At 55.5% G+C, this 22263-nt stretch carries 22 protein-coding genes; 12 read left to right on the forward strand and 10 right to left on the reverse strand.

Features of this window, described 5'->3' with window-relative positions:
- Positions 1 to 5: 5 nt before the first annotated feature.
- The 5 genes from sufD to Q4501_RS12970 are packed head-to-tail and all read left to right on the forward strand — an operon-like array spanning position 6 to position 3966.
- The gene (gene sufD / locus Q4501_RS12950; RefSeq protein ID WP_303596661.1) at positions 6 to 1295 is read left to right on the forward strand and encodes a Fe-S cluster assembly protein SufD; all 1290 of its coding nucleotides are present in this window, start codon (positions 6 to 8) and stop codon (positions 1293 to 1295) included.
- A gap of 5 nt (positions 1296 to 1300) precedes the next feature.
- On the forward strand, positions 1301 to 2554 hold the full coding sequence (locus Q4501_RS12955; protein WP_303596662.1) for an aminotransferase class V-fold PLP-dependent enzyme: 1254 nt from the start codon (positions 1301 to 1303) through the stop codon (positions 2552 to 2554).
- A 13-nt stretch (positions 2555 to 2567) separates the two neighbouring features.
- The gene (locus Q4501_RS12960) at positions 2568 to 2921 is read left to right on the forward strand and encodes an iron-sulfur cluster assembly accessory protein (RefSeq protein WP_303596663.1); all 354 of its coding nucleotides are present in this window, start codon (positions 2568 to 2570) and stop codon (positions 2919 to 2921) included.
- A 40-nt stretch (positions 2922 to 2961) separates the two neighbouring features.
- Positions 2962 to 3504, forward strand: a complete 543-nt coding sequence (sufT, locus tag Q4501_RS12965) for a putative Fe-S cluster assembly protein SufT (RefSeq protein WP_303596664.1) — start codon at positions 2962 to 2964, stop codon at positions 3502 to 3504.
- Positions 3505 to 3966 (forward strand): SufE family protein, encoded by a 462-nt coding sequence (locus tag Q4501_RS12970; protein ID WP_303596665.1) that lies wholly within the window; start codon positions 3505 to 3507, stop codon positions 3964 to 3966. It abuts the gene before it with no gap.
- A gap of 36 nt (positions 3967 to 4002) precedes the next feature.
- Here Q4501_RS12970 and Q4501_RS12975 read toward each other — a convergent pair whose 3' ends face one another.
- Positions 4003 to 5223 carry a flagellar assembly protein T N-terminal domain-containing protein gene (locus tag Q4501_RS12975; RefSeq protein WP_303596666.1) on the reverse strand — a complete coding sequence of 407 codons (1221 nt, stop codon included), beginning with the start codon at positions 5221 to 5223 and terminating at the stop codon, positions 4003 to 4005.
- Between the two features lie 57 nt (positions 5224 to 5280).
- Complete coding sequence (locus Q4501_RS12980; RefSeq protein ID WP_303596667.1) at positions 5281 to 5829, reverse strand: LPP20 family lipoprotein; 549 nt, start codon at positions 5827 to 5829, stop codon at positions 5281 to 5283.
- A 260-nt stretch (positions 5830 to 6089) separates the two neighbouring features.
- Between Q4501_RS12980 and Q4501_RS12985 the strand changes: the two genes are divergently transcribed.
- From Q4501_RS12985 to trmL, 5 genes are all read left to right on the forward strand, one after another.
- Positions 6090 to 7343, forward strand: a complete 1254-nt coding sequence (locus Q4501_RS12985; RefSeq protein WP_303596668.1) for a conjugal transfer protein TraF — start codon at positions 6090 to 6092, stop codon at positions 7341 to 7343.
- Positions 7344 to 7428: 85 nt separating this feature from the next.
- Positions 7429 to 8550, forward strand: a complete 1122-nt coding sequence (locus Q4501_RS12990) for a multifunctional CCA tRNA nucleotidyl transferase/2'3'-cyclic phosphodiesterase/2'nucleotidase/phosphatase (protein WP_303596669.1) — start codon at positions 7429 to 7431, stop codon at positions 8548 to 8550.
- 9 nt (positions 8551 to 8559) lie between these two features.
- Positions 8560 to 9306 carry a pteridine reductase gene (locus Q4501_RS12995; protein WP_303596670.1) on the forward strand — a complete coding sequence of 249 codons (747 nt, stop codon included), beginning with the start codon at positions 8560 to 8562 and terminating at the stop codon, positions 9304 to 9306.
- Between the two features lie 159 nt (positions 9307 to 9465).
- Positions 9466 to 10644 carry an acetyl-CoA C-acetyltransferase gene (locus Q4501_RS13000; protein WP_303596671.1) on the forward strand — a complete coding sequence of 393 codons (1179 nt, stop codon included), beginning with the start codon at positions 9466 to 9468 and terminating at the stop codon, positions 10642 to 10644.
- 6 nt (positions 10645 to 10650) lie between these two features.
- Positions 10651 to 11133 carry a tRNA (uridine(34)/cytosine(34)/5-carboxymethylaminomethyluridine(34)-2'-O)-methyltransferase TrmL gene (trmL, locus tag Q4501_RS13005; RefSeq protein ID WP_303596672.1) on the forward strand — a complete coding sequence of 161 codons (483 nt, stop codon included), beginning with the start codon at positions 10651 to 10653 and terminating at the stop codon, positions 11131 to 11133.
- Here the strand turns inward: trmL and Q4501_RS13010 are convergent.
- The 8 genes from Q4501_RS13010 to Q4501_RS13045 all read right to left on the reverse strand — a co-directional run bounded on the left by Q4501_RS13010 (position 11073) and on the right by Q4501_RS13045 (position 19298).
- Positions 11073 to 11915, reverse strand: coding sequence for a heme ABC transporter ATP-binding protein (locus tag Q4501_RS13010; RefSeq protein ID WP_303596673.1), 843 nt, complete (start codon positions 11913 to 11915; stop codon positions 11073 to 11075). The two genes, trmL and Q4501_RS13010, sit on opposite strands and share 61 nt — an antisense overlap.
- The gene (locus Q4501_RS13015; protein WP_303596840.1) at positions 11915 to 12949 is read right to left on the reverse strand and encodes an iron ABC transporter permease; all 1035 of its coding nucleotides are present in this window, start codon (positions 12947 to 12949) and stop codon (positions 11915 to 11917) included. The genes Q4501_RS13010 and Q4501_RS13015 overlap by 1 nt, the downstream gene beginning before the upstream one ends.
- Positions 12939 to 13787 (reverse strand): hemin ABC transporter substrate-binding protein, encoded by an 849-nt coding sequence (locus Q4501_RS13020; protein ID WP_303596674.1) that lies wholly within the window; start codon positions 13785 to 13787, stop codon positions 12939 to 12941. The genes Q4501_RS13015 and Q4501_RS13020 overlap by 11 nt, the downstream gene beginning before the upstream one ends.
- Complete coding sequence (locus tag Q4501_RS13025; protein WP_303596675.1) at positions 13778 to 14854, reverse strand: hemin-degrading factor; 1077 nt, start codon at positions 14852 to 14854, stop codon at positions 13778 to 13780. The genes Q4501_RS13020 and Q4501_RS13025 overlap by 10 nt, the downstream gene beginning before the upstream one ends.
- Position 14855: 1 nt before the next feature.
- Positions 14856 to 15998: an HmuY family protein gene (locus tag Q4501_RS13030; protein ID WP_303596676.1), complete on the reverse strand. Its 1143-nt coding sequence runs from the start codon at positions 15996 to 15998 to the stop codon at positions 14856 to 14858.
- A gap of 35 nt (positions 15999 to 16033) precedes the next feature.
- Entirely contained in the window at positions 16034 to 18043 is a 2010-nt protein-coding gene (locus Q4501_RS13035) for a TonB-dependent siderophore receptor (protein ID WP_303596677.1), read from the reverse strand.
- A gap of 192 nt (positions 18044 to 18235) precedes the next feature.
- Positions 18236 to 18739, reverse strand: a complete 504-nt coding sequence (gene secB, locus Q4501_RS13040; protein ID WP_303596678.1) for a protein-export chaperone SecB — start codon at positions 18737 to 18739, stop codon at positions 18236 to 18238.
- Between the two features lie 142 nt (positions 18740 to 18881).
- Positions 18882 to 19298: a rhodanese-like domain-containing protein gene (locus tag Q4501_RS13045; protein WP_303596679.1), complete on the reverse strand. Its 417-nt coding sequence runs from the start codon at positions 19296 to 19298 to the stop codon at positions 18882 to 18884.
- Positions 19299 to 19457: 159 nt separating this feature from the next.
- Between Q4501_RS13045 and gpmI the strand changes: the two genes are divergently transcribed.
- Together gpmI and Q4501_RS13055 are read left to right on the forward strand one after the other, a co-directional pair.
- Complete coding sequence (gene gpmI / locus Q4501_RS13050; RefSeq protein WP_303596680.1) at positions 19458 to 21005, forward strand: 2,3-bisphosphoglycerate-independent phosphoglycerate mutase; 1548 nt, start codon at positions 19458 to 19460, stop codon at positions 21003 to 21005.
- 20 nt (positions 21006 to 21025) lie between these two features.
- Entirely contained in the window at positions 21026 to 22165 is a 1140-nt protein-coding gene (locus Q4501_RS13055) for a murein hydrolase activator EnvC (RefSeq protein ID WP_303596681.1), read from the forward strand.
- Positions 22166 to 22263: the final 98 nt, after the last annotated feature.

A 22263-nucleotide genomic window follows, 5' to 3' on the forward strand; every position in this document is an offset into this window, starting at 1 on the left:
GCGGAATGAAACCAGCACCAACTCTTCTTCCCACCGCGTTCCTGCATCCGGCCGGCCAGGCGCTGCCAGAGCCCTTGCTCGCACTGCGCAAGCAGCGCGGAGCCGCTCTGGTCGACATGCCTCTGCCAACGCGTAAAACGGAAAACTGGAAATATTCCAGCAAGCACCTGAAGCTGACCGACGAGATGGCGATATCACTGCCAATTGACGGTAAAGCCGGCAGTGCTTTGGCAGTTCCAGGCTACAAGGTGGTTTTCATCAACGGCGTGATGATACCGGAAGCCAGCGAATACCCGGATCTGAACAACATTCTTATTCAGCGCTTCGGCGACCTTTCTGATGCTGAAGCCAGCGAACTGGCCGGGCAGCTGGACAGCACCCTCGACAAAAATACCGTACAGCTGGCAGGCCTGAACTCGGCTCGTTTTGAAGATGGCCTGGTCATCAGGCTCAAGGCGGGTGCAGTTCTTGATCAGCCGCTGTTTATTATTCACGAGATCACGGCTGGTGCCAGCGGGTCCGCTTTTCCCCGTATTTTTGTGGATGCGGGCACCAACAGCCAGATCACACTGGTTGAAGAATATATTTCCAGCGGGCAGGACGCGGTCATGGTTAACACCGTAACCGAATTCAATCTTGCCGAGGGCGCAAACGTAACCAGCATACGCCTATGCATGGATGGCGAGAACGTACAACACGTTGGCGCCACCGGTGTCCGGCAGCAGCGCAGCTCGCGCTTCGAAAGTCACTGCGTGGGCTTCGGCGGCCCGCTTCGCCGCCACGACCTGCAAGTATCACTGGAAGGCGAAGGCGCCGAGTGTAAACTTAATGGCGTGGTCGTGACTCAAGGCACACAGCATTACGACAACCACACGAATATTGAACATGTGGCGGCGCATTGTGATAGCGAAGAAACCTATCGCAACATCGCCACGGACAAGTCTCACGCAGTATTCAATGGCAGGATCCATATTCATCAAGACGCTCAGAAGTCCAATGCGAATATGAATAATAACAACCTGCTGCTCTCGACCGGCGCGGAAATTGACACCAAGCCCGAGCTTGAAATCTATGCCGACGATGTCAAATGCGCCCATGGCGCAACCATCGGCCAGCTCGACGAGGAATCGCTCTTTTATCTGGTATCACGGGGCATTGGTCGCCGCGAAGCCAACGTATTGCTGACGATGGCCTTCATTAACGAGCTGGTAGCCCAGATCCCGCTGGAAGTTGTGAGAGATACCGTACAAGTCCGCCTGAACCACTTCTTCGACCAGTCATTCCAGGGGATCTGACCAGTATGAACGATCTGTCCATGGCAAACACAGCTACCCGCAAGGCGTTTGACGTACAAGCCATTCGCGAGGATTTCCCTATCCTGTCGCAACAGGTCAACGGGAAACCGCTGGTGTATCTGGATAACGGTGCGTCGGCGCAAAAGCCATCCGCCGTTCTGGATGCCATGGATCGCTATTACCGGGAAATGCACTCCAACGTACACCGGGGGGCCCACACCCTGGGCGACCGCGCAACCACGGCGTTTGAGGGTGCCAGGGAGACTGTCCGCAGCTTTCTCAATGCAAGCAGCACCCGGGAAATCATCTGGACCAAAGGCACCACCGAGGCCATTAACCTGGTGGCGAATGGCCTGGCACCACGCCTCAAAGCCGGTGACGAGATTCTGGTGAGCCACATGGAGCACCATGCCAACATCGTGCCCTGGCAGATGGTCGCCGAGCGTACCGGTGCCAAGGTGATACCGGTTCAGATCACGCCGGAGGGCGAACTGGATGCGGAGTCATTCAGCAGCCTGTTGAGCGACCGCACCCGTGTGCTCGCCATCACCCACGTATCCAATGTTCTGGGCACAATTAACCCGGTGGCAGACATGGTTAAGCAGGCCAGGGCCCGCGGCATCATAACCCTGCTTGACGGTGCGCAGGCGGTTCCCCACTTCCAGCCGGATGTGCAGGCACTGGATTGCGACTTCTACGTGTTCTCATCACACAAACTGTTTGGCCCAACGGGCATTGGCGTACTCTATGGCAAAGCTGCGTTGCTGGAAGCAATGCCCCCCTATCAGGGCGGTGGCGAGATGATCGAACGGGTATCGTTCGAGCGCACCACCTGGAACGTTCTGCCCTACAAATTTGAGGCAGGCACGCCTGCAATCGCCGAGGCCGTTGGCCTGGGTGCAGCTATTGAATACCTGAGCGGTTTCGACAGAGGCGCGATGGAGGCGGCTGAAAATGCCTTACTGGAGCGCGCCAACCAACTGATTGAAACCGTCCCAGGCATGACCGTTATCGGCACCGCAAAGAACAAAGTGCCTGTAATGTCCTTTAAAATTGAAGGCTTGCACCCAAGTGACATAGGTACTTTACTGGACCAGCAGGGCATCGCGATCCGCACCGGACATCACTGCGCCATGCCACTGATGGATTTCTACGGAGTTCCCGGTACAGCCCGGGCCTCCTTCGCGTTCTACAATACACTGGACGAGGTGGATCAACTATTTGCCGCCTTGAAGAAAGTCCAGCGCCTGTTTGCCTGATGGAGGAGACACCATGACAGCTGAAGTCTTCACACCGACCGTTGGCGTTACCATGACGCCCAGTGCCGTCAAGCACGTGCGCAAGCAACTCGACAAAGCATCGAGTGCCAAAGGTATCCGGTTAGCAATCAAAAAAAGCGGGTGCTCTGGCTTCAAATACGAAACCCAGTGGGTTGATGAAGCCTCACCCGACGACAAAGTGTTTCACATTGATGGCGTTGATGTATTTGTGAAAGAGGAACACCTGCCCATGGTAAACGGTATCGAGATCGACTTCGTTACCCAGGGCGTGAACTCCATGTTCCAGTTCCGCAACCCAAACGCCACCGCAGAGTGCGGGTGCGGTGAGAGCTTTACCGTAAGCTGATTCCACCTCCCTCGCTGGTCCAAAAGAGGTTTAACCAGGCATGCAAGAACGTGAAGTCGTACTGACCAAACGCGAGGTGGAAGCCCGCCTTGTCCCGACCGGAACGGAAATAATGATTCCGGTAGATAGCTTTGTGACCATCACTCAGTCACTCGGCGGTACCTTTACCGTTGCAGTCAATGGCAACCTCGCCCGCATTGAAGGCCACAATGCCGACGCGCTCGGCAAGAAGCCGCTGGAAAGCAGTTTCGAAACACCGGCAGACGGGACCATCAATGAGAACCAGGTATGGGAAGCTATACGCAACTGCTATGACCCGGAGATTCCGGTCAATGTGGTAGATCTCGGGCTGATTTACGAATGCCGGATCGAAAACGGCACACCCGAAGGCAATCACGTTTTCATTCTGATGACCCTCACGGCTGCAGGCTGCGGCATGGGGCCAGTCATTACTGAAGATGTGAAAACCAAGGTAGAGCACGTGCCCAATGTGGATAAGGTAACCGTAGAGCTGACCTTTGATCCACCCTGGAACAACGATATGCTTACCGACGAAGCCAAACTCGAACTGGGAATGTTGTAAATGGCAGCGACGGAACAGGATTTTCTGGACAACCCTCTCGGAAAAAACCCGACGCTTGAAGACGTGCTTGACGGCTTCGAGTTTCTCGACGACTGGGAGGATCGATACGCCTTTATTATTGATCTTGGTAAACAGCTGCCGGCGTTTCCAGACGAGGCCCGGATCGAAGAGAACTATGTCCACGGCTGCCAGAGCCAGGTGTGGCTGATCTCCCATTATGACGAAGCCAGCGACAAGCTCTACCTGCTAATCGACTCCGATGCAATGATCGTGCGCGGCCTTGCAGCAATGATTCTGGTCGCACTGAACGGCAAATCTCCGAGAGATCTGCTGGCAACCGATATCGACGAGCTGTTTGAGCGCCTGGATCTGTTTCGCCATATTTCTCCGACTCGCGGCAACGGCTTGCGGGCCATGGTGGGGAAAATTCGCGATATTGCTGCGACAGCAGAAACACGCTAATCAACTCAGTGGGGCTTTCTAAAAAGCTCCTGTGAGCTACCAGATAATAGCGATATCGTCCCGCTGAATATTTACCTGTCCGCCAACCTGTGGCATACGACCGTTACTGAAGTCCGGATGAACGTTATTGAGTGTCACATTGATCTGACTATCACTCAGTTCTGGCGTACCACCCAAAGAATCGAAATAGCGGGCGCTGCGATAGAGATGCAGCTCATCTCCTGGTCGCAAACCTGCTGTAGCACCTGAATCCAGTGTGACCAGCTGACCATCGACCCTTGTAACCCGGGCCATAAAAGGCTGACACGCAAGAGCATCGGTGACTACCTGGGCCATATCTCCGACAACACCGGCAACCGCCTCACCATACTGTGTCTTACGAAACCCTTCGGAACCAAAGCCTGAAGAACTGCCGGGGCCGGCATTCCAGTCGGCCGCAGTTTCAAAACGCTGCTGATAGATCGGTGAACCGCTGAAACCATCCAGAACCACGACATCTACCGCAAAACGCCGCCGCATATCTGCCGCACCGATGCTCCTTTGCATCCTGTCCAGAACGGAGGAACCCCAGGCCGCAGGGTCTGCGACGCCTATATCCCGGATAACCCCGGTCACAACGAACTGAACACCCATCTCGCGGGCAAGCTGAATAACATTGGTAAGCCGGTTGTCGTTTTTCTGAATTGTGGGTGCATTCAGCAGATCAGGAAAAAGACGAGACGTGGTGGCAGAAAACACCTGGAGATTGCCCGACTCTCGCAAACCTTGCTGAAGGTGCTGCGGCAGGATTTCGCCGGCATCGTCAATGCGCCCTACCCGGGCCTGATCCGGATACAGAATCGGAAACCCGGTGACCGCCACCCGTTTTTTCAGCCGGCCGCTCTCGGCGCCCCCACAACTGGCGCTTCCTGCAGAAATGTCTCCACGCACTGTTACTCGCAGCAGATTGCCGCTGCGATGCTCATCAATAACTTTTACGTTCCTCGCCCGCGCACTGGAAGCCAGACGCATGCTGGATTCGGTCAACACACCATTTTCCATAGTGTCACTGGTGCTGACCTGAGCCTCATACTGCAGAGCAAGATCACGCATGGCTGCGTTACGGGCTTCGGCACGGGCAGAGGCGAGATCGTCGTTATGGATACTGGCGTGCCCCACGCCCTCTAGAACAACCGCCTGAGCGCTGGCGGCCATCATAAGTGGCGCCAGTGCACACAAAAACAACAACCGCACAAACTGCGTTATGAACCAGCGCATTGTTCCCTACCCGTATTTTCGTTCAATTTTCCATGCATCAGAGTCAGCCGGCCGGAATCAATCAAGGTAGTACAGAGAGTCGACACTTCTGCTCTGAACATCGCCAACATTATCGTTGTAGCCAGGCATGGGTATCGGGCAAAGATCCTTAACCTGGTCATCCGCCACCTTGGACACACAGGCACGGAAGCGCGGCTCCAGTCTTAACTCCATGACCGTCTCGACAACACCATCGCTGTGTTCATTGACCGCCACCATTTTGGCGCCGCGAATGTAGCTGTCTACGTAGGTGCGGAAGGCGTCATTACGCAGAACAAAATCGTTCACCGTAGCGCTGCCGTAAATTACCGTGCCATACACCCGCTCCGCCAGATTCCGGTAGGCATCCATCTGGGAGGCTCTGCGAGCCATCAGACGCTTACGGGTATTCAGGCGATCTGCACTGACATCTTCGTAGGTACCAAAGCCGCTGACCCGCACAGTGATGGGTTCGAACTGTGCGTCAGATTGCGCTTTGTTTTTGTCGCCGTCCCGGTAGCCGCCAACGGGTGCACAGGCCGCCAGCGTAAAGGCCAGAAAAGGGATTAATATCCAGCGAATGACCATGTTCTTGTCTCCAGAGATCGTTTCAGCTAACCATTTTCAATATCCATGAAAGATTCGCGCCAGTTTTTCTAACACACTGATTGGGCGTACTTTCCATGAAATAAAAGCAAGCCCGCGCGAGAAAACGGCAAAATTCTGCCTCTGTTTACAGATGAAAAACAAACCGTTACCCCCTGTGTCATGTATGTGTACGCATATTGTTTTAACCTTCCATCATATTAATCATTCAGATAATGCACATCTTTTCACAAGGTACCCGAATGCCACAGTATCGCTTGTCCCGATTGTTTATTGCCCTTGGCCTTTCTATAAGCTCCACTGCCGCTCTTGCCAGCCCCCAGGCGTTTATGTCCTCGCGCTCGTTTGCCATGGGCGGAACCGGCGTAGCCGTTGCGAATCCATCATCGGCCACCTCTTCAAACCCGGCCATGATGGCGGCGGACCACCACACCTGGTCAGACGAATTCGGCCTGACCCTGCCGTCCATCAACGCAAGGGTTGCGGATGAGGAAGAAACGATTGATCAGGTCGATGACATTCAAGACACGATTGACGACCTTGAGACCGCCATCAACTCCTCGAATACAGCCGGTGCACAACAATTAGCCGGCCAGCTGCGCGAGCAATTCGAAGGTTTTGACAAGGACACAGTGCGCGCCGATATCGGTCTGGGCCTTGCTCTAGCCGTTCCGGGAAAAAAGCTGTCCGTCGGCCTGTTCAGTAACGGCAATCTGACCGCTACGATCAGGGGTGAGTATGACGAAAGTGACGACGCCAAACTTGAGGCTATTGAAAACGGAATTTTGATCCCCGGTGCTACCGACGATCTGCAGTCGCGCGGCAGAGCTCTAGCATCCGCAGTCATTGAAGCAGGTGTCAGCTTTGCCCATGCGCTGGAGCTGAGTAACGGCGAAACCCTGCAACTGGGCATATCACCCAAATATGTCGAGCTGAGAACCTTCCAATACACGGAAACCGTTTCCGGTTTCGAAGATGATGAGTTCGACAATGACCAATATCAGACCAGCAAGAGCGGCTTCAACCTCGACATAGGTGCGGCCTATGCTTTTGGGGATGCGAAACAGTGGAATGCCGGTATCGCCATTAAAAACCTGATTCCCATGGAGCTGGATTCCGCGGCAATCCGCCCGGAGCTCGGCGAGCAGGTGAGAACACTTGAGCTCAACCCGATGGCAACACTGGGCATCGCTCACAAAAGTACCTACCACGTTGTTACAGCTGAAGTTGACCTGACAAAAAAAGAAGCCTTCGGCTTTGAAGATGATACCCAGTGGCTTGCTCTGGGTGCAGAATTCGATGCCTGGCGTTATGCCCAGCTTCGCGCTGGCGTCCGACACAACCTGGCCAGCAACGATGATAACGACGGCATTGCGGAAGAAACACAGTTTACCGTAGGCCTGGGTCTGAATCTGATGGGTGTGCGTTTTGATCTCGGCGCCCTGTACAGCAGCGCCGAGGTTGGCGCTGCTTTAGAGCTGGGCACCTCGTTTTGAGCCTGTTCTGAATCACCTGGTTTGCCTGATCCGCCCGGGAAAAGGATAATTCCCGGAAACCTCTTCGAAAGGAATCTGACCCTTCATGCAAACCTACCTGGTTGGCGGCGCCGTACGCGATGAATTACTGGGCCTGGAAGTCAAAGACCGGGACTGGGTTGTGGTCGGCGCGACCCCAAAGCAAATGCTTGCCCAGGGCTTTACTCAGGTCGGGTCCGACTTCCCCGTATTCCTGCACCCCAAAACGCGGGAGGAATACGCCCTCGCCCGCACCGAGCGAAAACAGGGGCATGGCTACCACGGTTTCAGTGTTTACAGCGCACCAGATGTCACTCTGGAGGAAGATCTGCTGCGCCGTGACCTGACCATCAATGCCATGGCGCGCTCGGAACAGGGCGAGCTCACCGATCCGTTTCGAGGCAGAGCAGATCTGGAAGCGAGGGAACTGCGCCACGTATCCGAAGCGTTCAAAGAAGACCCGCTACGCATTATTAGAACCGCCCGCTTTGCGGCGCGCTTCCAACCCCTTGGTTTTACCGTGTGTGCAGAGACCATGGCGCTGATGCGCACTATGGTTGCCGCCGGCGAAGTAGAGCACCTCGTGCCAGAGCGGGTTTGGCAGGAAATTCAACGAGCCCTGCACGAACAATCTCCGGTTACATTTTTTCAGGTGTTGCGGGACTGCGGCGCACTTGCTGTGCTGATTCCCGAACTGTCTTCCGAAGACAATTTCAGCGCTGCCCTTGAAACCCTGCAATGCGTTCATTCCGCAGAAGGTTCAACGGCAGAGCGTTTTGCAGCGCTGCTTTGCGCTCTGGATGAGCGTGATTGCACTTCGAGGGCGAAGGCACTGAAAGCCCCCAATGATTGCCAGCAACTTGCCCGGCTGGCAGCAGCTTTTCTGCCGGAAATCGGAAAGCTGGATCTGGCTCAGCCGGATGCCGGCCACTTGCTTGAATTACTTGAAAACGCGGACCTTTGGCGTCGACCGGAGCGATTTTCCAGCCTGCTCAGTGTCCTGGGGTGCGCTCTTGGGGCTGGCAGCCAGAAACGGCTGGAACCGCTTGAAAGCGCCGCCGACTCCGCCCAAGGCGTTGACATAAAAACGCTCATGGAAAAAGGTTTTTCCGGCAAAGAGTTGGGCGAAGCAATCCGGTCGGAGCGACTGGCACGTATAGCTCAAGCAGTCTCCAGCCCAACTTCTTGAGGAACAACCATGCCCGCACCTGCTCCCGTTGCTCTTATTACCGGCTCCGCTCATCGCCTTGGCGCCCGCACAGCCCAGCTTCTTCATGACCGCGGCTGGAACCTGGTTATCCACTACAGGAGTCGCAAAGAACAGGCCGACAGGTTTACCGAGACGATGAATAAGCAGCGCGAGAATTCCGCGGTTGCAGTAGGGGCTGATCTGAGCGAAATGGCAGACATCACCCGGCTGGGCTCTGAAGCGACTGCTCACTGGGGCCGGCTGGATGCGTTGGTGAACAACGCATCGGTGTTTTACCCGAACCCGACGTCCGAGGCGACCAGTGACGACTGGGACCGTATCATGCACACCAACCTCAAAGCGCCTTTCTTTCTCCTGCAGGCTTGCTTACCGGCACTGGAAGAAAGTTCGGGCAATGTTGTGAATCTGATTGATATCTACAGCGAAAAGCCACTACCGGAGCACCCGCTATATTGCGCCAGCAAAGCTGGCCTCGCTGCCCTCACCCGATCCTGGGCCAAAGACCTGGCGCCCCGGGTAAGAGTAAATGGTGTTTCTCCGGGGGCAATTCTATGGCCGGATGGCGAAGCTGCAGTTGATGCCGAATACCAAAACAAAATTCTGGACAAAACCCCCATGAAGCGCACTGGAACAGCGGATGACATAGCCCGAACCGTGGTATTTCTGATAACCGAAGCGCCATTCATTACCGGACAAATCATTTCAGTGGATGGCGGACGAAGCCTGAATATGTAGCCAGAGCAAAGCCTTAGGCTCTCGCAACTAGACCCCATGCTCATCATTTTGGCCGCACAGACCATTCCGGCGTACAATAGCGCTCATCTTCTGATTCGGTGAGCGCAGGTATTATCTTTCTGCGCCCATACAGTACAACCATCTAACCGGAGAAAGACCATGCGTGATGTCGTTATTGTTGCCGCCCGACGTACGGCTATCGGAACATTTGGTGGGGGCCTTTCCAGCCTTCGCGCGGATCAACTTGGTACTGCAGTCATCAAGGCTCTGCTGGAAGAAACCGGTGTAGCCGGTGACCAGATCAATGAAGTAATACTCGGCCAGGTTCTTACCGCAGGCTCAGGCCAGAACCCGGCCCGTCAGTCGTCCATCAACGCCGGCATACCCGCTACCGTGCCCGCAATGACCATCAACAAAGTCTGCGGCTCCGGCCTGAAAGCGGTACATATGGCCGCCCAAGCCATTCGTTGCGGCGATGCCGACATCATCATAGCCGGTGGCCAGGAAAGCATGAGCCAGGCGCCACACGTTCTGCCCAACAGCCGGAATGGTCAGCGCATGGGGAACTGGACCATGATCGACACCATGATCACCGACGGCCTGTGGGATGCTTTTAACGACTACCATATGGGTATCACAGCCGAAAACATTGTTGAGAAGTACGGCATTAGCCGCGAAGAGCAAGACGCGTTCGCTGCAGCATCCCAGCAAAAAGCTGTAGACGCTCGCGAGTCCGGCCGTTTTGATGGCGAGGTTGTCCCGGTTTCCATTCCCCAGCGTAAAGGCGACCCGATTGTCGTCAGCAAGGACGAAGGCCCCCGCGACGGCGTAACCAGCGAAGGTCTCGGAAAGCTGCGGCCGGCTTTCAAGAAAGACGGTACAGTGACCGCTGGCAACGCCTCGTCCCTCAATGATGGCGCAGCTGCCGTCATGGTATGCAGTGCGGAGAAAGCCAAAGAACTTGGTCTGACACCTCTGGCCACCATCAAGGCCCACTCCAGTGCTGGCGTTGACCCCACTATTATGGGCACCGGCCCGATTCCAGCCAGCCAGCGTTGCCTCAAACTGGCGGATTGGGGTGTTGACGATCTGGACCTGGTAGAAGCCAACGAGGCCTTTGCTGCCCAGGCCATTTCTGTCAATCGTGACATGGGCTGGGATACCAGTAAGGTAAACGTTAACGGTGGCGCCATTGCCCTTGGCCATCCAATTGGCGCTTCTGGCTGCCGTGTTCTGGTTTCATTGCTGCATGAAATGGTGCGTCGCGATGCACGGAAAGGTCTCGCTACCCTGTGCATAGGTGGCGGCATGGGCGTTGCGCTGGCTGTTGAGCGCTAAATCTAAATGCTGAATGTGGTGCTATACGAGCCGGAAATACCGCCGAACACGGGTAATATAATCCGGCTGTGCGCCAACACCGGCTGCCGGCTGCATCTGATTGAGCCTCTGGGGTTTACTCTGGAGGACAAACAGATGCGGCGCGCCGGCCTGGACTACAGCGAATACGCCACGATAAAAGTGCACAAGAGTTATCAGGCGTTTCTCGACAGTGAACAACCGGTGCGCCTGTTTGGCCTCACCACCAAAGGTCATCACTACTACCATCAGGTAGCCTATCAAGAGGGCGATTATCTGATGTTCGGCCCCGAAACCCGAGGCCTGCCGATGGAAGTACGTGAGAAACTACCCACAGAGCACTGCCTGAAAGTTCCCATGTGCCCCGAAAGCCGCAGTTTGAACCTGTCCAACACAGCCGCACTGGTGGTTTACGAGGCCTGGCGACAGCTCGGGTTTATCGGCTCCCACCTCGAAAACGGCTGCGAATAAGCCGATTTGTGCGCGTCATCCTGAGGGATCACCAATGGATAGCCCTCGTCCAACTCCAGGATTCTCGCGGACAGACCATAAACGTCTGCCAGCACAGCTTTAGTAAGCACCTCTGACGGACTCCCGACCATGTAACCTTGCCCCTGGTGCAGCAACATCAGTCGATCTGCAAACCTGGCCGCAAGATTAAGGTCATGGGCAACCGCCAAGACCGCAAACCCTCGTTGGCGCGCCAACCGCCGGAGTAAAGAAAACACCTGCTGTTGATGGGCCGGATCCAGGGCCGAGGTGCATTCATCCAGTAACAGCAACACTGGCCCTTCTGCATCCCATATTTGCGCCAATACGCGGGCTAGCTGAACCCGTTGTTGTTCACCGCCGGATAAGCCCGGCGCAAGACGGTGGCGCAAGTGGTTTATATCCAGTAGCTCCATCAATTCCAAAAGCACTGGCATGCTTTGTGATATCGACTCGGGCGGGCGACCAAGGCGCACGACCTCCTCTACAGTCAGAGGAAAGTTCACTTCAACCCTTTGGGGCATAACAGCTCGCTGCCTCGCCAGATCGCGGCTCGACCAGCTTGCCAAAGGCCGCCCGGCAAACATTACCTGCCCCCTGGCCACCTTATGCTCGCCTGCCAACCCCCGAAGCAGTGTGGATTTTCCCGCACCATTAGGGCCAAGCACCACAAGCAGCTCACCCGCATCCAATTGAAAGACAAGGTCGCGGACGACCGGCTTTCCAGAGAGATGAACACCCAGTCCGTCAACGTGCAAAAGCATCAGGCTATCCTCGTTCTCAATAGCAATATCAGGAAAAACGGGCCGCCTATTAACGCCATCATTAATCCTATAGGCAGCTCAGCCGGTGCCACCACGACCCTTGCCAGACAATCAGCCCCAACTAGTAAGGTTCCACCGGCAAGCGCACTGGCCGGCAATACAATCCTGTGTCCGGCGCCCAGGGTTTGCCGCACAAGGTGAGGTACAACCAGCCCCACAAAGCCAATCAGACCACTGACCGCCACTGCAGCACCCACGCCGAGCCCGGCAATCAACACAGCCGCACGCTTGGTCCAATCGGTGTTGTAGCCAAGGTGGCCGACCACCTGCTCACCTAAAAGAAAAGCATCCAGCGGTCGTGCCAGAAAAGGCGCTGCACACAGCGAAAGCAGGAGCCAGGGTGCAGCCATGGCAACATCATCCCAGGACGCATGCCCCAAACTCCCCATGGTCCAGAACGTCAGCGAACGTAGCTCTTCATCAGAGGAATAGAACGTCAACAACCCGGTACCTGCGCCAGCAATGGCATTGATAGCAATGCCCGCCAACAACAAGGTGGCCACTGATGTTTGCCCCGCCCTCCGGGCAATCCGCCAGGCCAGAAAGACAGTGCCACTACCACCAATAAATGCTGAAATGGGAAGCGCCCATACGCCAGCAAGCTCCAACCAACCTCCCAACCAGGTGCCGCCAAGTACAATTACCGCAATAGCTGCCAGAGAGGCTCCCGCTGAAACACCAATAAGTCCTGGATCCGCCAGTGGATTGCGAAACAAACCCTGCAGGATCGCGCCCGAAACAGCGAGGACTGCGCCTACCAGAAAACCAAGAACCAGGCGAGGGAGGCGCACATCCAAAAGCACCATGCTGGCAATCTCGTCCTCAAGATCACCCATCAGTACCGCCAGGATATCGGCTACAGAAAGCGGGTAGGCTCCGCTGCTGACTGAAACCACAGAGACCGCAAAAGCGGCCCCCAGGATCATCAGCAAAGCCGGCCCTTTCGCCATGCGCCCAGCGCCATCAATGACCATTTTGGGCAACTTGCCTCGCTTGCGCCAATACTCCCGCAACCTCTTCCATGGCTTGCGGTAGCCGTGGCCCAAAGCCCAGCAACAACATGCTGTCCCCCACGTAATGCTTGCCCTGCTTCCAGGCTTCCAGTGCTGACAGTTGAGGCCAGTCGGCAATATCAAACTGACCGGGTCGAGACTCGGCGATAACGATAGCGTCGGGTTCGGATGCCAGCAGTGCCTCACGGTTGGCGGGCTTATAACCGCTTACCTCGTCCATGGCATTGCTAGCCCCAAGGGCTTCAAGAAGCGCGTCAGCGGCAGTATCACGGCCAGCAATCATGACGCCATGATTCCCGGCAGCCATCAGAAACAGCACTCGCACTGACGAGGCTCCCGCCGTCGCGGCAATGCGTTCAACTCTGTGCTGCATGTCAGCAACCATAGCTTCAGCCGGCGCGCCCTTGCCAAGAATGCGACCAACCTCCCGAATACGCGCCATGGTATCCGCCGGGGACCGGGCTACGGGCAACTGAATGACCTCCACTCCAGCCTGTTTCAACCGCTCCAGGGTTTTATCTGGCGCAGCTTCTACAGTTGTCAGAAGCACGTCCGGCCGCAACGCCAGCACGCCTTCAAAAGGCAAAGCGCGCAAGTAACCCACCCTGGGCAGCGATTGAACTTCCGGAGGGTAGTTACTGGTAGTATCCACCCCCACCAGACTATCCTGTGCGCCCAAGGCGTAAACCGTTTCGGTTATGCTGCCATCGGCACTGACGATCCGGGGCTGTTCTGCTCGCGCCAGCATCGAAAACGACAAACAAGCGACACACAGGGCCCCCAGCAGACTCACTCGCATAGTGCGCTCTCCAGAGTCGCCACTTCACGCTGCCAGTCTGTAGACTCCGGCTGCCCTGGCTTACGTTTGCCAAACAAGGTGATCACTATGTCACCTTGTGCGTTATAACCCTCCAGAGATGTTACCGTGCCATCTGCCGACGGCCGACGCACAACGAACCAGTCGCGAATACCGTATGTATTGGCGTGCAGATTGAACCCTTTGTCCAGCACGTTCATCCATGGGCCAGTGCGCTTCAGGTTGCCCACCGTGCCGGTGAATATCTGGACAATTCCCGGGTTGCCCACAAACACCATAATCGGGCAATGGCTGGACTTAACCTGCTCCAGTATTGCGTCCAACGGCGAATGGGTTTCCAGTGTGGTGGCTTTCAGACGAGTAACCCACTCCTTACCAACAACCTCAACGGCCGTGAGGCGATCTACGTTGTTGCGCTTGAGCATGGCATGAAAGTGGTGAACATCTTTAAGTCCGGACCAGTCATTGCGTAAGGCAGCAACATCGACGGCCTCGGCATCAGCCCGCGGCTCACGAACGGGCGCAGCCAACAATTCTGGAAACGGCCGCTCCTTATCCAGGTAATTTCCCAGAAGACGGTCCCAGGCATCCCTGTTTGTCGTACTCGTTTTATAGATCTTGTGCAGGGCTTGCCCGTGGTCACTGAAAAACTGCAGACTTTCCCTGGTGATGTTTCCAACGGATTCCGTTACCAGATAGCCGTAGGCCCACTGGTTAAGAAACACCCGTATATCGATGTCACCCACCGCCAGCCCCATGGCCCCTTTCCCAGCGACGGTGAATTTCCTGAAACTAGCAGTGACTTCATGGACCACCTGGTCGTTGCGGGTAAGAATCATCACATCGCCCACATCATCCATTGCCGACAAGAGTCCGCCAAACACTGGCTTCAAGGGCTGAACGCCGTCTTCTCGACAGAGCAGTAGTTCCAGTTCACTGACACCAAGGACTTCAGCTGCATTGCGAATACGCAGTTTTGGCTGTTCCTCACGCAGGTGCTGCCAACGCTGGGCAAGAGACATTTCAGGTTGAGTCGCGAGTGCTTCCATCTCAATTCTCCCCGGTTGTCAGGTTGATTTCTTTCCAGCGGATTTCAGGCTGGCCACTGTTACCATCAGACCCGTAATAGTTGATGATCTGCATTGCGTATACCGGTGCTGAAGCATCTTCGGAATCACTGTCGATGAGGTATACCCGGAAGTTTGGCCATAGCTTGTGGGCACCCTGAAGGTTGTAGGCATACCAGCTACTGTCTGCAAACAGGCCACCTGTTGAGTCCGGGGCATACGCCCGTACAAGGGATTCACCAGTAGCATTATCAATCGTTGCGCTTGTGTAAGCTGACAGCTCTGCCCAGGGAATCGGGCCAAGCGCCCCGCCCTGGCCAGACCCGGACGGCCCACTGTTTGTCTTGAGGTACCACTCCCGGCCGGAAAAGCCGATCAGCACATCCCAGGTTTCAGAGGTAGCACAATCAACAGCGACACCGGCATCGAAATCGAAACAGGCATCGCCGCCATCGTATTCCGCAGGCTGCGTAAAGCTGACTGTTGAACCCGAAAGCTGGGTAGTGCCCGCAACTTGAACTTCAAACTCCAGGTTGAAGCTCTCAATGCCGCCCCCGGTTCTGGTCGGGAAATTAAAATCCAGAATTCGCATACGGGCATAGCTGTCCCCTTCAGCGGAACGAACCAGATAGCCTATATCGGGAACCTCAGAAATAACGCCTCCGTCGCCGTATACAGACCAGCCGTCGCCAAATGCATAGACCACATCATCGGAGGTCCAGCTTTCAGGGACAGGAAAAGAACTCTTCATATGATCCAGTTCCCCGTCGGCTGTCGCGCCAACAAACTTGTTCAGATCAGGATCCCCGGCCGCATCATAAAACTCAGCCTGTTCATCTCCTACCGCCCCCGCCACCCTGCCATTGCCAGAAGCCCCGGAGTTCAGCTGCACGCTGGTGCGGTTGAACGCCAGATCCCAGTCCCCGTCACTGGAGACCACCTCTCCTGTGGCCAGGTTCAGGTACTGGGTCTCGGCTCTGGCGTCAATCACTAGTTGGTTATAGTCGGTACCTGACTCTCCGCCATCATCCGCTTCTCCGTCTATCTGGTTATCACTGCCACCGCCACACGCGGCCATCACCAGGCCAAGAGCGGGAGCCAAATACTTCAGTTTGTGCTGATCCATGTCATGGTTCCTTATTGTTGAATTGAATATGGCTGTCATTGACTGCCAAGAGTCATAGAGAAGCCGGTATAGAGGAATCGCCCGGCAACTGGTTGGAAATCGTCAGGATCGGAGAAGTCACGCTGGGTATCGGCAAGGTTGTCTATGCCCGCAAACAGCTTCAGCTCTGGAAGTAGCCGGTAATTGAACTTCAAATCGATTGCGCTATAAGCGGGGGATTTGCTACCCAGAGAGGCATCCACGTACTCGGAGCTTTGGTGACGAGCCCTTACAGACCATGACAAACCCCGCAGGCCAGTATGACCATCGATAGAAGCCTGCAGCTGATGTCGGGGGCGGCGATTGAGGTCGTCCCCCGTTGCAACATCTTCCGTTTCAGTCCAGGTATACCCGGCAGAGACGCGCCAGTCTTCAGATATATCCCAGCCCACGGTGGACTCAAGCCCCCAGGTTCGGGCTTTATCAATGTTGCTGTAGTGGTAGACCTGAACATTATCCGAGCGGGCAGCCGTTGCATCCCGGTCTAAACTTGTCTGAATCAAGTCATCGATATCGTTGAAAAAACCGTTTACATCAAACCAGACCTTTTTCTCAAAATGACCGCCAATGCCAAGCTGATAACTAACAGATGATTCAGGCTCAAGCTCAGGATTACCGTTAACGATGTAGCCCAGCTGGCTGTGGTCAAAGCGATAATGGCGCTCTTTCAGGTTAGGTACGCGATAGCCCGAGCCAACGCCAACCCGAACGAAGCTGTCAAACCCCTCTCCATCCTCGAAATCGAGGCGGGCGTTGATCTTCGGGGCCAGGTGAGTACCAAAGTCTGAATCCCGTTGCCCGCGCAGGCCAGTGACCAGCTCCAGGTTGTCCAGAACAAACCAGGTATCCTGAACCCAGAGTTCATAACCCTCTCGGGAGAACTCTTCATTACCGGCGAGCTCGGAGATGCCATCCTTATACTGCTCAAGTGTTTCACGGCTCAGATCTGTGCCAACCTGGACGCTGTGGGCATCACCGATTGCTGCTTCAACATGCCCGGAAGCCTGGGAGAGGGAGCTATCTGCTTCTCGCTGGTCAAAGGTGCCTGCAACGGAAAATTTGGATGTATCATCACTCAATTGCTCGTGCAGCAACGCCCAGTGCCCACGCAACCCAGCACCGTTACCGTGATCCCCTGACAGGGTGGTTCTGAGCCGACGCACGTCTTCGTCTTTACCTTGATTAATGGTGCCCCCGGGAAGTGTACTGAAGCGGGAACCGGAGCTTTCATCAAACACTAACCCCGACCAGGTGAACTTGTTGCCCCCCTCCGGCCGCCAATCCAGACGCACCGTTGCATCGTTGCGATCGTACTCGTCCCCGGGGCGCGCCCAGGTTTCCGGCTCCGGATCGATGCCATCAGAGTGCTGGGATGACCCCGACAACCGCACACCCCAGCGTTCATTACCGGCAGAAACTGCCGCGCGGCCGCTATAACGTGCTGGGTCCCATTTATCACCAGAGGGGTTTTGGTCGCCGTAGGTACCGGCATCTGCGGAGAAGGTTCCTTTGATTCCTGAATCCACACGGCGGGTAATCACATTAACAACCCCACCCATGGCGGCACTGCCGTACTGTGCTGAAACGGCCCCTTTCACCACCTCAATCCGTTCGATGTCGAGTACCGCAAGCTGGCTCACATCGACGGCAGAGCCCGTGGTGGCGCTCAAAGGCATCCCATCCACCAGCACCAGCACACGGTCCGCATCAATGCCCTGCAACCACACTTCATAGCCCGGCTTGCCGTGTATTTCGCGCAATAGCAGGCCGGGTAAGTTTATAAGCGCTTCTTTGAGGTTCCGTGCATGAGTGTTTTCAATCTCCTTGGCGGTAACCACCTCCGTACGCACCGGGGTATCAAGAACCGTTCGTTCACTGCGGGTTCCAGTAACGACAAGCTCATCCAGATACCCGGCAGCATGGAGAGGTGTGGAGACTGCGATCACTGCAAGTATCGAGAGCGGATACAGCCCGGCATGTGGCCGACGACAAGCGGAAAATTCCAAAGCAAATCCTCGTAAGCGTTAATACGAATACGAGTAATTCTCATTCAATAGATAACTTAAATCAAGGACTTTGCGAATGAGATTCGTTTTTATTCCTGGATACCCATGAAAACGGTAGATTTTGGAGCGGTAGAAACGAAATAGCCCGGCGATTGCCGGGCTATTCGAAGAGCGGTTCAAAGGAAGGCAGGATCAGTGCGTCTTCTGCTCTTCCCCTGCTTCTCCAGTTGCCTCTTCCTGCTTGCGCTGGAGCGCCTGAGCATAAATGGCATCAAAGTTAACCGGTGCCAGCATCAATGCCGGGAAGCTGCCTTTGTTAACGACGCCATCGATAGCTTCGCGAGCATAAGGGAACAAAATCGTCGGGCAGTAAGCGCCCAGCATCTGGCCAAGCTGTGGCCCTTCGATGCCAGCCACGAGGAATACGCCCGCCTGCTGGATCTCAACAATATAAGCGACTTTTTCACCTATCTTCGCCGTAACCGTCAGAGAAAGTACAACCTCATACTGATTGTCACTGACTTTGTTGTGAGCGGTGTTCAAATCCAGGTTCACCTGAGGCTTCCACTGTTCCTGAAATACCACCGGCGAATTCGGCGACTCAAAAGACAGGTCCTTCACGTAGATACGCTGCAGGGCGAACTGCGCCTGGTTCTGGTTCTCACTGCCTGCGGCGGCTTGCTGATTCTCAGCCATGTTCAATCCTTTCCCTTTCGAAGAGTGGGCTCAAAGCCCATTATTATAGTTACATCTGCCGGAGCATTCTAATGCCTGGCGGCGCGCGGTTAGGTGAAACAGTGCGTCAGATCGGCGCTCAGATCAAGCTCCGTAGCTGCCCTTACTTTTTCACCAGCGGCAAGTTGCTGGCTTTCCAGTCACTGACTCCGCCGTTCAGGCGTACCACGTTAGCGTACCCTTCAGCGTTGAGCTGTTTAACTGCCATGGCGGAATGCTGGCCCATCTTGTCCGCGACGATAATCTGCTTGTCTTGATGCTTTTTCAATTCAGCGGCGCGACTTTTCAGACTATTCAGCGGGATATTGATCGAGCCAGTGATACGGCCCTCACCAAACTCTTTGCGGTCGCGTATATCAACCACTATCGCTTCGTCCCGGTTGATCAGGCTGACGGCGCCCTGAGCAGAAATCTTGGAGCCCCCGCGACGGGATTCCAGAATCAGGATGGCAACCAGAAAAGCCACAAAAAGCGACGCGAGAATGTAGTGGTTAACGACGAATTCAAACAACCGATCCATGAGGTTACCCTGACAATGAGTTTGGCGGGATTATACACAGCCTGCTCGTCAGACAGAAGGTAACGCGACAGGTGGCGACTGTGGCCTCTAAATGCGAAAATAGATAAGCTCGACTATTGGTTTCGTAAACTTACCAGCATTTTACTTCCGGATTGAATGATGACAGCAAAACGCAAGCCGACAGCATTGATTATTCTCGACGGCTGGGGCCATCGTGATCCCGCCGATGACAACGCCATCAGTAACGCAAAAACACCCTTCTGGGACAAGCTCTGGCAGTCCCGTCCAAAGGCGCTGATCAATACTTCAGGCATGTTCGTCGGGCTACCTCAGGGCCAGATGGGCAACTCGGAAGTCGGACACATGAATATCGGCGCGGGGCGAGTGGTTTACCAAAGCCTCACCCGCATTGATAAAGATCTGGAAACTGGTGCATTTAACGAGAACAAAGTTCTATGCTCGGCAATCGACAAAGCCGTAAGCAATGGTGGTGCGGTTCACCTGATGGGGCTGCTATCACCTGGCGGGGTTCACTGCCACGAAGACCACGTGCTTGCCGCCGCTGAGCTTGCCGCCTCGAGAGGCGCAAAGGAAGTGTATGTGCACGCATTTCTTGACGGCCGGGACATGCCGCCCCGCAGTGCACGCCCCTCTCTGGAGAAGGCTGCGGCAAAGCTTGAAAGCCTGGGTGTCGGCCGGGTGGCATCCATTGTTGGGCGCTATTTCGCGATGGACAGGGATAACCGCTGGGACCGGGTTGAAAGCGCCTATAACCTGATGACTCTGGGCGATTCCGAATTTACAGCAACCGACCCCATCGCCGGCCTCGAACAGGCGTATGAGCGTGGCGAAAACGATGAGTTTGTAAAACCGACCCGCATCCGGAATCCCGGCGAGCCTGAAGCTACAATCAACGATGGCGACGCAGTACTGTTCATGAACTTTCGCGCTGACCGCGCCAGGGAAATGACTCGCGCCTTTGTAGATGAGAGTTTCGACGAATTCGACCGCCGTAAGCACCCGAAACTGGCCGATTTTGTCATGCTTACCGAGTATGCGGCAGATATCAAAACCTCATGCGCCTACCCGCCAGAACAACTGGTCAATGGCCTTGGCGAGTATGTCGCCGGGCTTGGTAAAACCCAGCTTCGCATTTCAGAAACCGAGAAGTACGCGCACGTAACCTTCTTTTTCAATGGCGGGCTGGAAACACCCTTTGCCGGCGAAGACCGGATTCTGGTGCCCTCCCCAAAAGTAGCCACTTACGACCTGCAACCGGAGATGAGCGCGCCGGAAGTTACCGATAAACTGGTAGAAGCCATCAAGAGTGGCAAGTACGACCTTGTGGTGTGTAACTACGCCAACGGAGATATGGTCGGCCATACCGGAAAACTGGACGCAGCAGTCAAGGCGGCAGAATGCCTCGACGAGTGCGTGCGACGAGTCGTTGAGGCTCTGGATGAAGTTGGCGGCGAAGCACTTATCACCGCTGATCACGGCAACTGCGAGCAGATGGCCGATCCCGATTCGGGGCAAGCCCATACCGCCCACACTATTGGGCCTGTGCCACTGGTTTACACAGGCAATCGTAACGTAAGTCTGAAACAAGACGGCAGCCTGAGCGATGTGGCACCTTCGCTGCTGACGTTAATGGGCCTGGAACAACCGAAAGAAATGACCGGGCACAGCCTGGTCCAGATCGGTTGATTCAAAAGCAGGTCTTGCCATTGCGTCTGACTGCGCTACTGGCGCTCGCACTCATGCTTACACTGGGTGCAGCGCCGGCAGTATCCGAGCAAGAGGTTACACCAGCCCAGATTGAAGACCTCAAGGAACGCATTGAGGACATTGATGACTGGCTGGCAGATGCCGAAGACGATCGCTCCTCCCTGGAACGACAGCTGGCTGCGACCGAACGCACGATCAGCCGTTTAACCCGGGAGCGTCGAACCCTGCGCGAGCAGGTGAAAACGCAACAACGACGCCTCAACGAGCTCCAGGGAGAGGAGCGTGAGCTGACGCGAACACTGGAGCAGCAACGCGAAAGCCTCAAGCAACAGATCCGCACAGCCTGGATGGAAGGTGACGCGCCCGCTGTAAAAGTTCTGCTTAATGAAATTAATCCGGACAACATTGCCCGGACCATGACCTACTATGAATATCTCAGTCGCGATACCGTCGGACGGCTGGAAGACTTCCGCAAAAATTTACAGGAACTGAAAGCGACACAAGCTGCTGCGCAAAATACCCGCGCCGAGCTGGCAAAAACCGAGGAAGGCGTTATTGAGCGCCAGAAGAAGCTGCAAGCCTCCCGCGAGGAACGCGAGCAAACCCTGGCCGCACTTGAGCAGGACATCCGCAGCCGGCGTAACGAAAAAGTTGAGCTTGAATCGGATCGCAAGCGTTTGGAGAACCTGCTTTCGGAAGTACAGCAGGCCATTGCCAACATTCCGTCCCCCAACGAATCCCAGCCCTTCTCATCGCTCAGAAACAAACTTCCCTGGCCGGCGCAGGGAAAGGTCACCAGCGGGTTCGGCGACAAGTATGCGGATGGCAAGCTGAGAAGAAATGGCCTGATCATCCAGACCAACGAAGATGCAGAAGTAAAAGCCATTCATTACGGCCGAGTTGTGTTTGCTAACTGGCTCCGGGGCTTCGGACTTATAACAATTATTGATCATGGCGATGGCTACATGACACTCTATGGCCACAGCAGCAGCCTGTTTACCAGCCCTGGCGACTGGGTTGCCGCCGGAGAGGCCATTGCATTGGCCGGCCGCACCGGCGGCACGGACAACCCGGCGCTCTATTTTGAGGTACGCCATAACGGCAAACCGGATAACCCGGGGCGCTGGCTCGGCAAGTGAACCGTTGCAGGGCTGACAAACGCGCCCGCTGACGCCATACTGTCGGCAACAGGGAACTCCGCCCAACTTTCTGCTCAACTACCGGAATAACCACGGGA

This window comes from Marinobacter sp. 2_MG-2023, from assembly GCF_030546935.1.
Classification (GTDB): domain Bacteria; phylum Pseudomonadota; class Gammaproteobacteria; order Pseudomonadales; family Oleiphilaceae; genus Marinobacter.

Excerpts from the sequence above, each read along its gene's own strand:
- sufD (WP_303596661.1), top strand. The coding sequence starts at position 6 with ATGAAACCAGCACCAACTCTTCTTCCCACCGCGTTCCTGCATCCGGCC.
- Q4501_RS12955 (WP_303596662.1), top strand. The coding sequence starts at position 1,301 with ATGAACGATCTGTCCATGGCAAACACAGCTACCCGCAAGGCGTTTGAC.
- Q4501_RS12960 (WP_303596663.1), top strand. The coding sequence starts at position 2,568 with ATGACAGCTGAAGTCTTCACACCGACCGTTGGCGTTACCATGACGCCC.
- sufT (WP_303596664.1), top strand. The coding sequence starts at position 2,962 with ATGCAAGAACGTGAAGTCGTACTGACCAAACGCGAGGTGGAAGCCCGC.
- Q4501_RS12970 (WP_303596665.1), top strand. The coding sequence starts at position 3,505 with ATGGCAGCGACGGAACAGGATTTTCTGGACAACCCTCTCGGAAAAAAC.
- Q4501_RS12975 (WP_303596666.1), bottom strand. The coding sequence starts at position 5,223 with ATGCGCTGGTTCATAACGCAGTTTGTGCGGTTGTTGTTTTTGTGTGCA.
- Q4501_RS12980 (WP_303596667.1), bottom strand. The coding sequence starts at position 5,829 with ATGGTCATTCGCTGGATATTAATCCCTTTTCTGGCCTTTACGCTGGCG.
- Q4501_RS12985 (WP_303596668.1), top strand. The coding sequence starts at position 6,090 with ATGCCACAGTATCGCTTGTCCCGATTGTTTATTGCCCTTGGCCTTTCT.
- Q4501_RS12990 (WP_303596669.1), top strand. The coding sequence starts at position 7,429 with ATGCAAACCTACCTGGTTGGCGGCGCCGTACGCGATGAATTACTGGGC.
- Q4501_RS12995 (WP_303596670.1), top strand. The coding sequence starts at position 8,560 with ATGCCCGCACCTGCTCCCGTTGCTCTTATTACCGGCTCCGCTCATCGC.
- Q4501_RS13000 (WP_303596671.1), top strand. The coding sequence starts at position 9,466 with ATGCGTGATGTCGTTATTGTTGCCGCCCGACGTACGGCTATCGGAACA.
- trmL (WP_303596672.1), top strand. The coding sequence starts at position 10,651 with ATGCTGAATGTGGTGCTATACGAGCCGGAAATACCGCCGAACACGGGT.
- Q4501_RS13010 (WP_303596673.1), bottom strand. The coding sequence starts at position 11,915 with ATGCTTTTGCACGTTGACGGACTGGGTGTTCATCTCTCTGGAAAGCCG.
- Q4501_RS13015 (WP_303596840.1), bottom strand. The coding sequence starts at position 12,949 with ATGGTCATTGATGGCGCTGGGCGCATGGCGAAAGGGCCGGCTTTGCTG.
- Q4501_RS13020 (WP_303596674.1), bottom strand. The coding sequence starts at position 13,787 with ATGCGAGTGAGTCTGCTGGGGGCCCTGTGTGTCGCTTGTTTGTCGTTT.
- Q4501_RS13025 (WP_303596675.1), bottom strand. The coding sequence starts at position 14,854 with ATGGAAGCACTCGCGACTCAACCTGAAATGTCTCTTGCCCAGCGTTGG.
- Q4501_RS13030 (WP_303596676.1), bottom strand. The coding sequence starts at position 15,998 with ATGGATCAGCACAAACTGAAGTATTTGGCTCCCGCTCTTGGCCTGGTG.
- secB (WP_303596678.1), bottom strand. The coding sequence starts at position 18,739 with ATGGCTGAGAATCAGCAAGCCGCCGCAGGCAGTGAGAACCAGAACCAG.
- Q4501_RS13045 (WP_303596679.1), bottom strand. The coding sequence starts at position 19,298 with ATGGATCGGTTGTTTGAATTCGTCGTTAACCACTACATTCTCGCGTCG.
- gpmI (WP_303596680.1), top strand. The coding sequence starts at position 19,458 with ATGACAGCAAAACGCAAGCCGACAGCATTGATTATTCTCGACGGCTGG.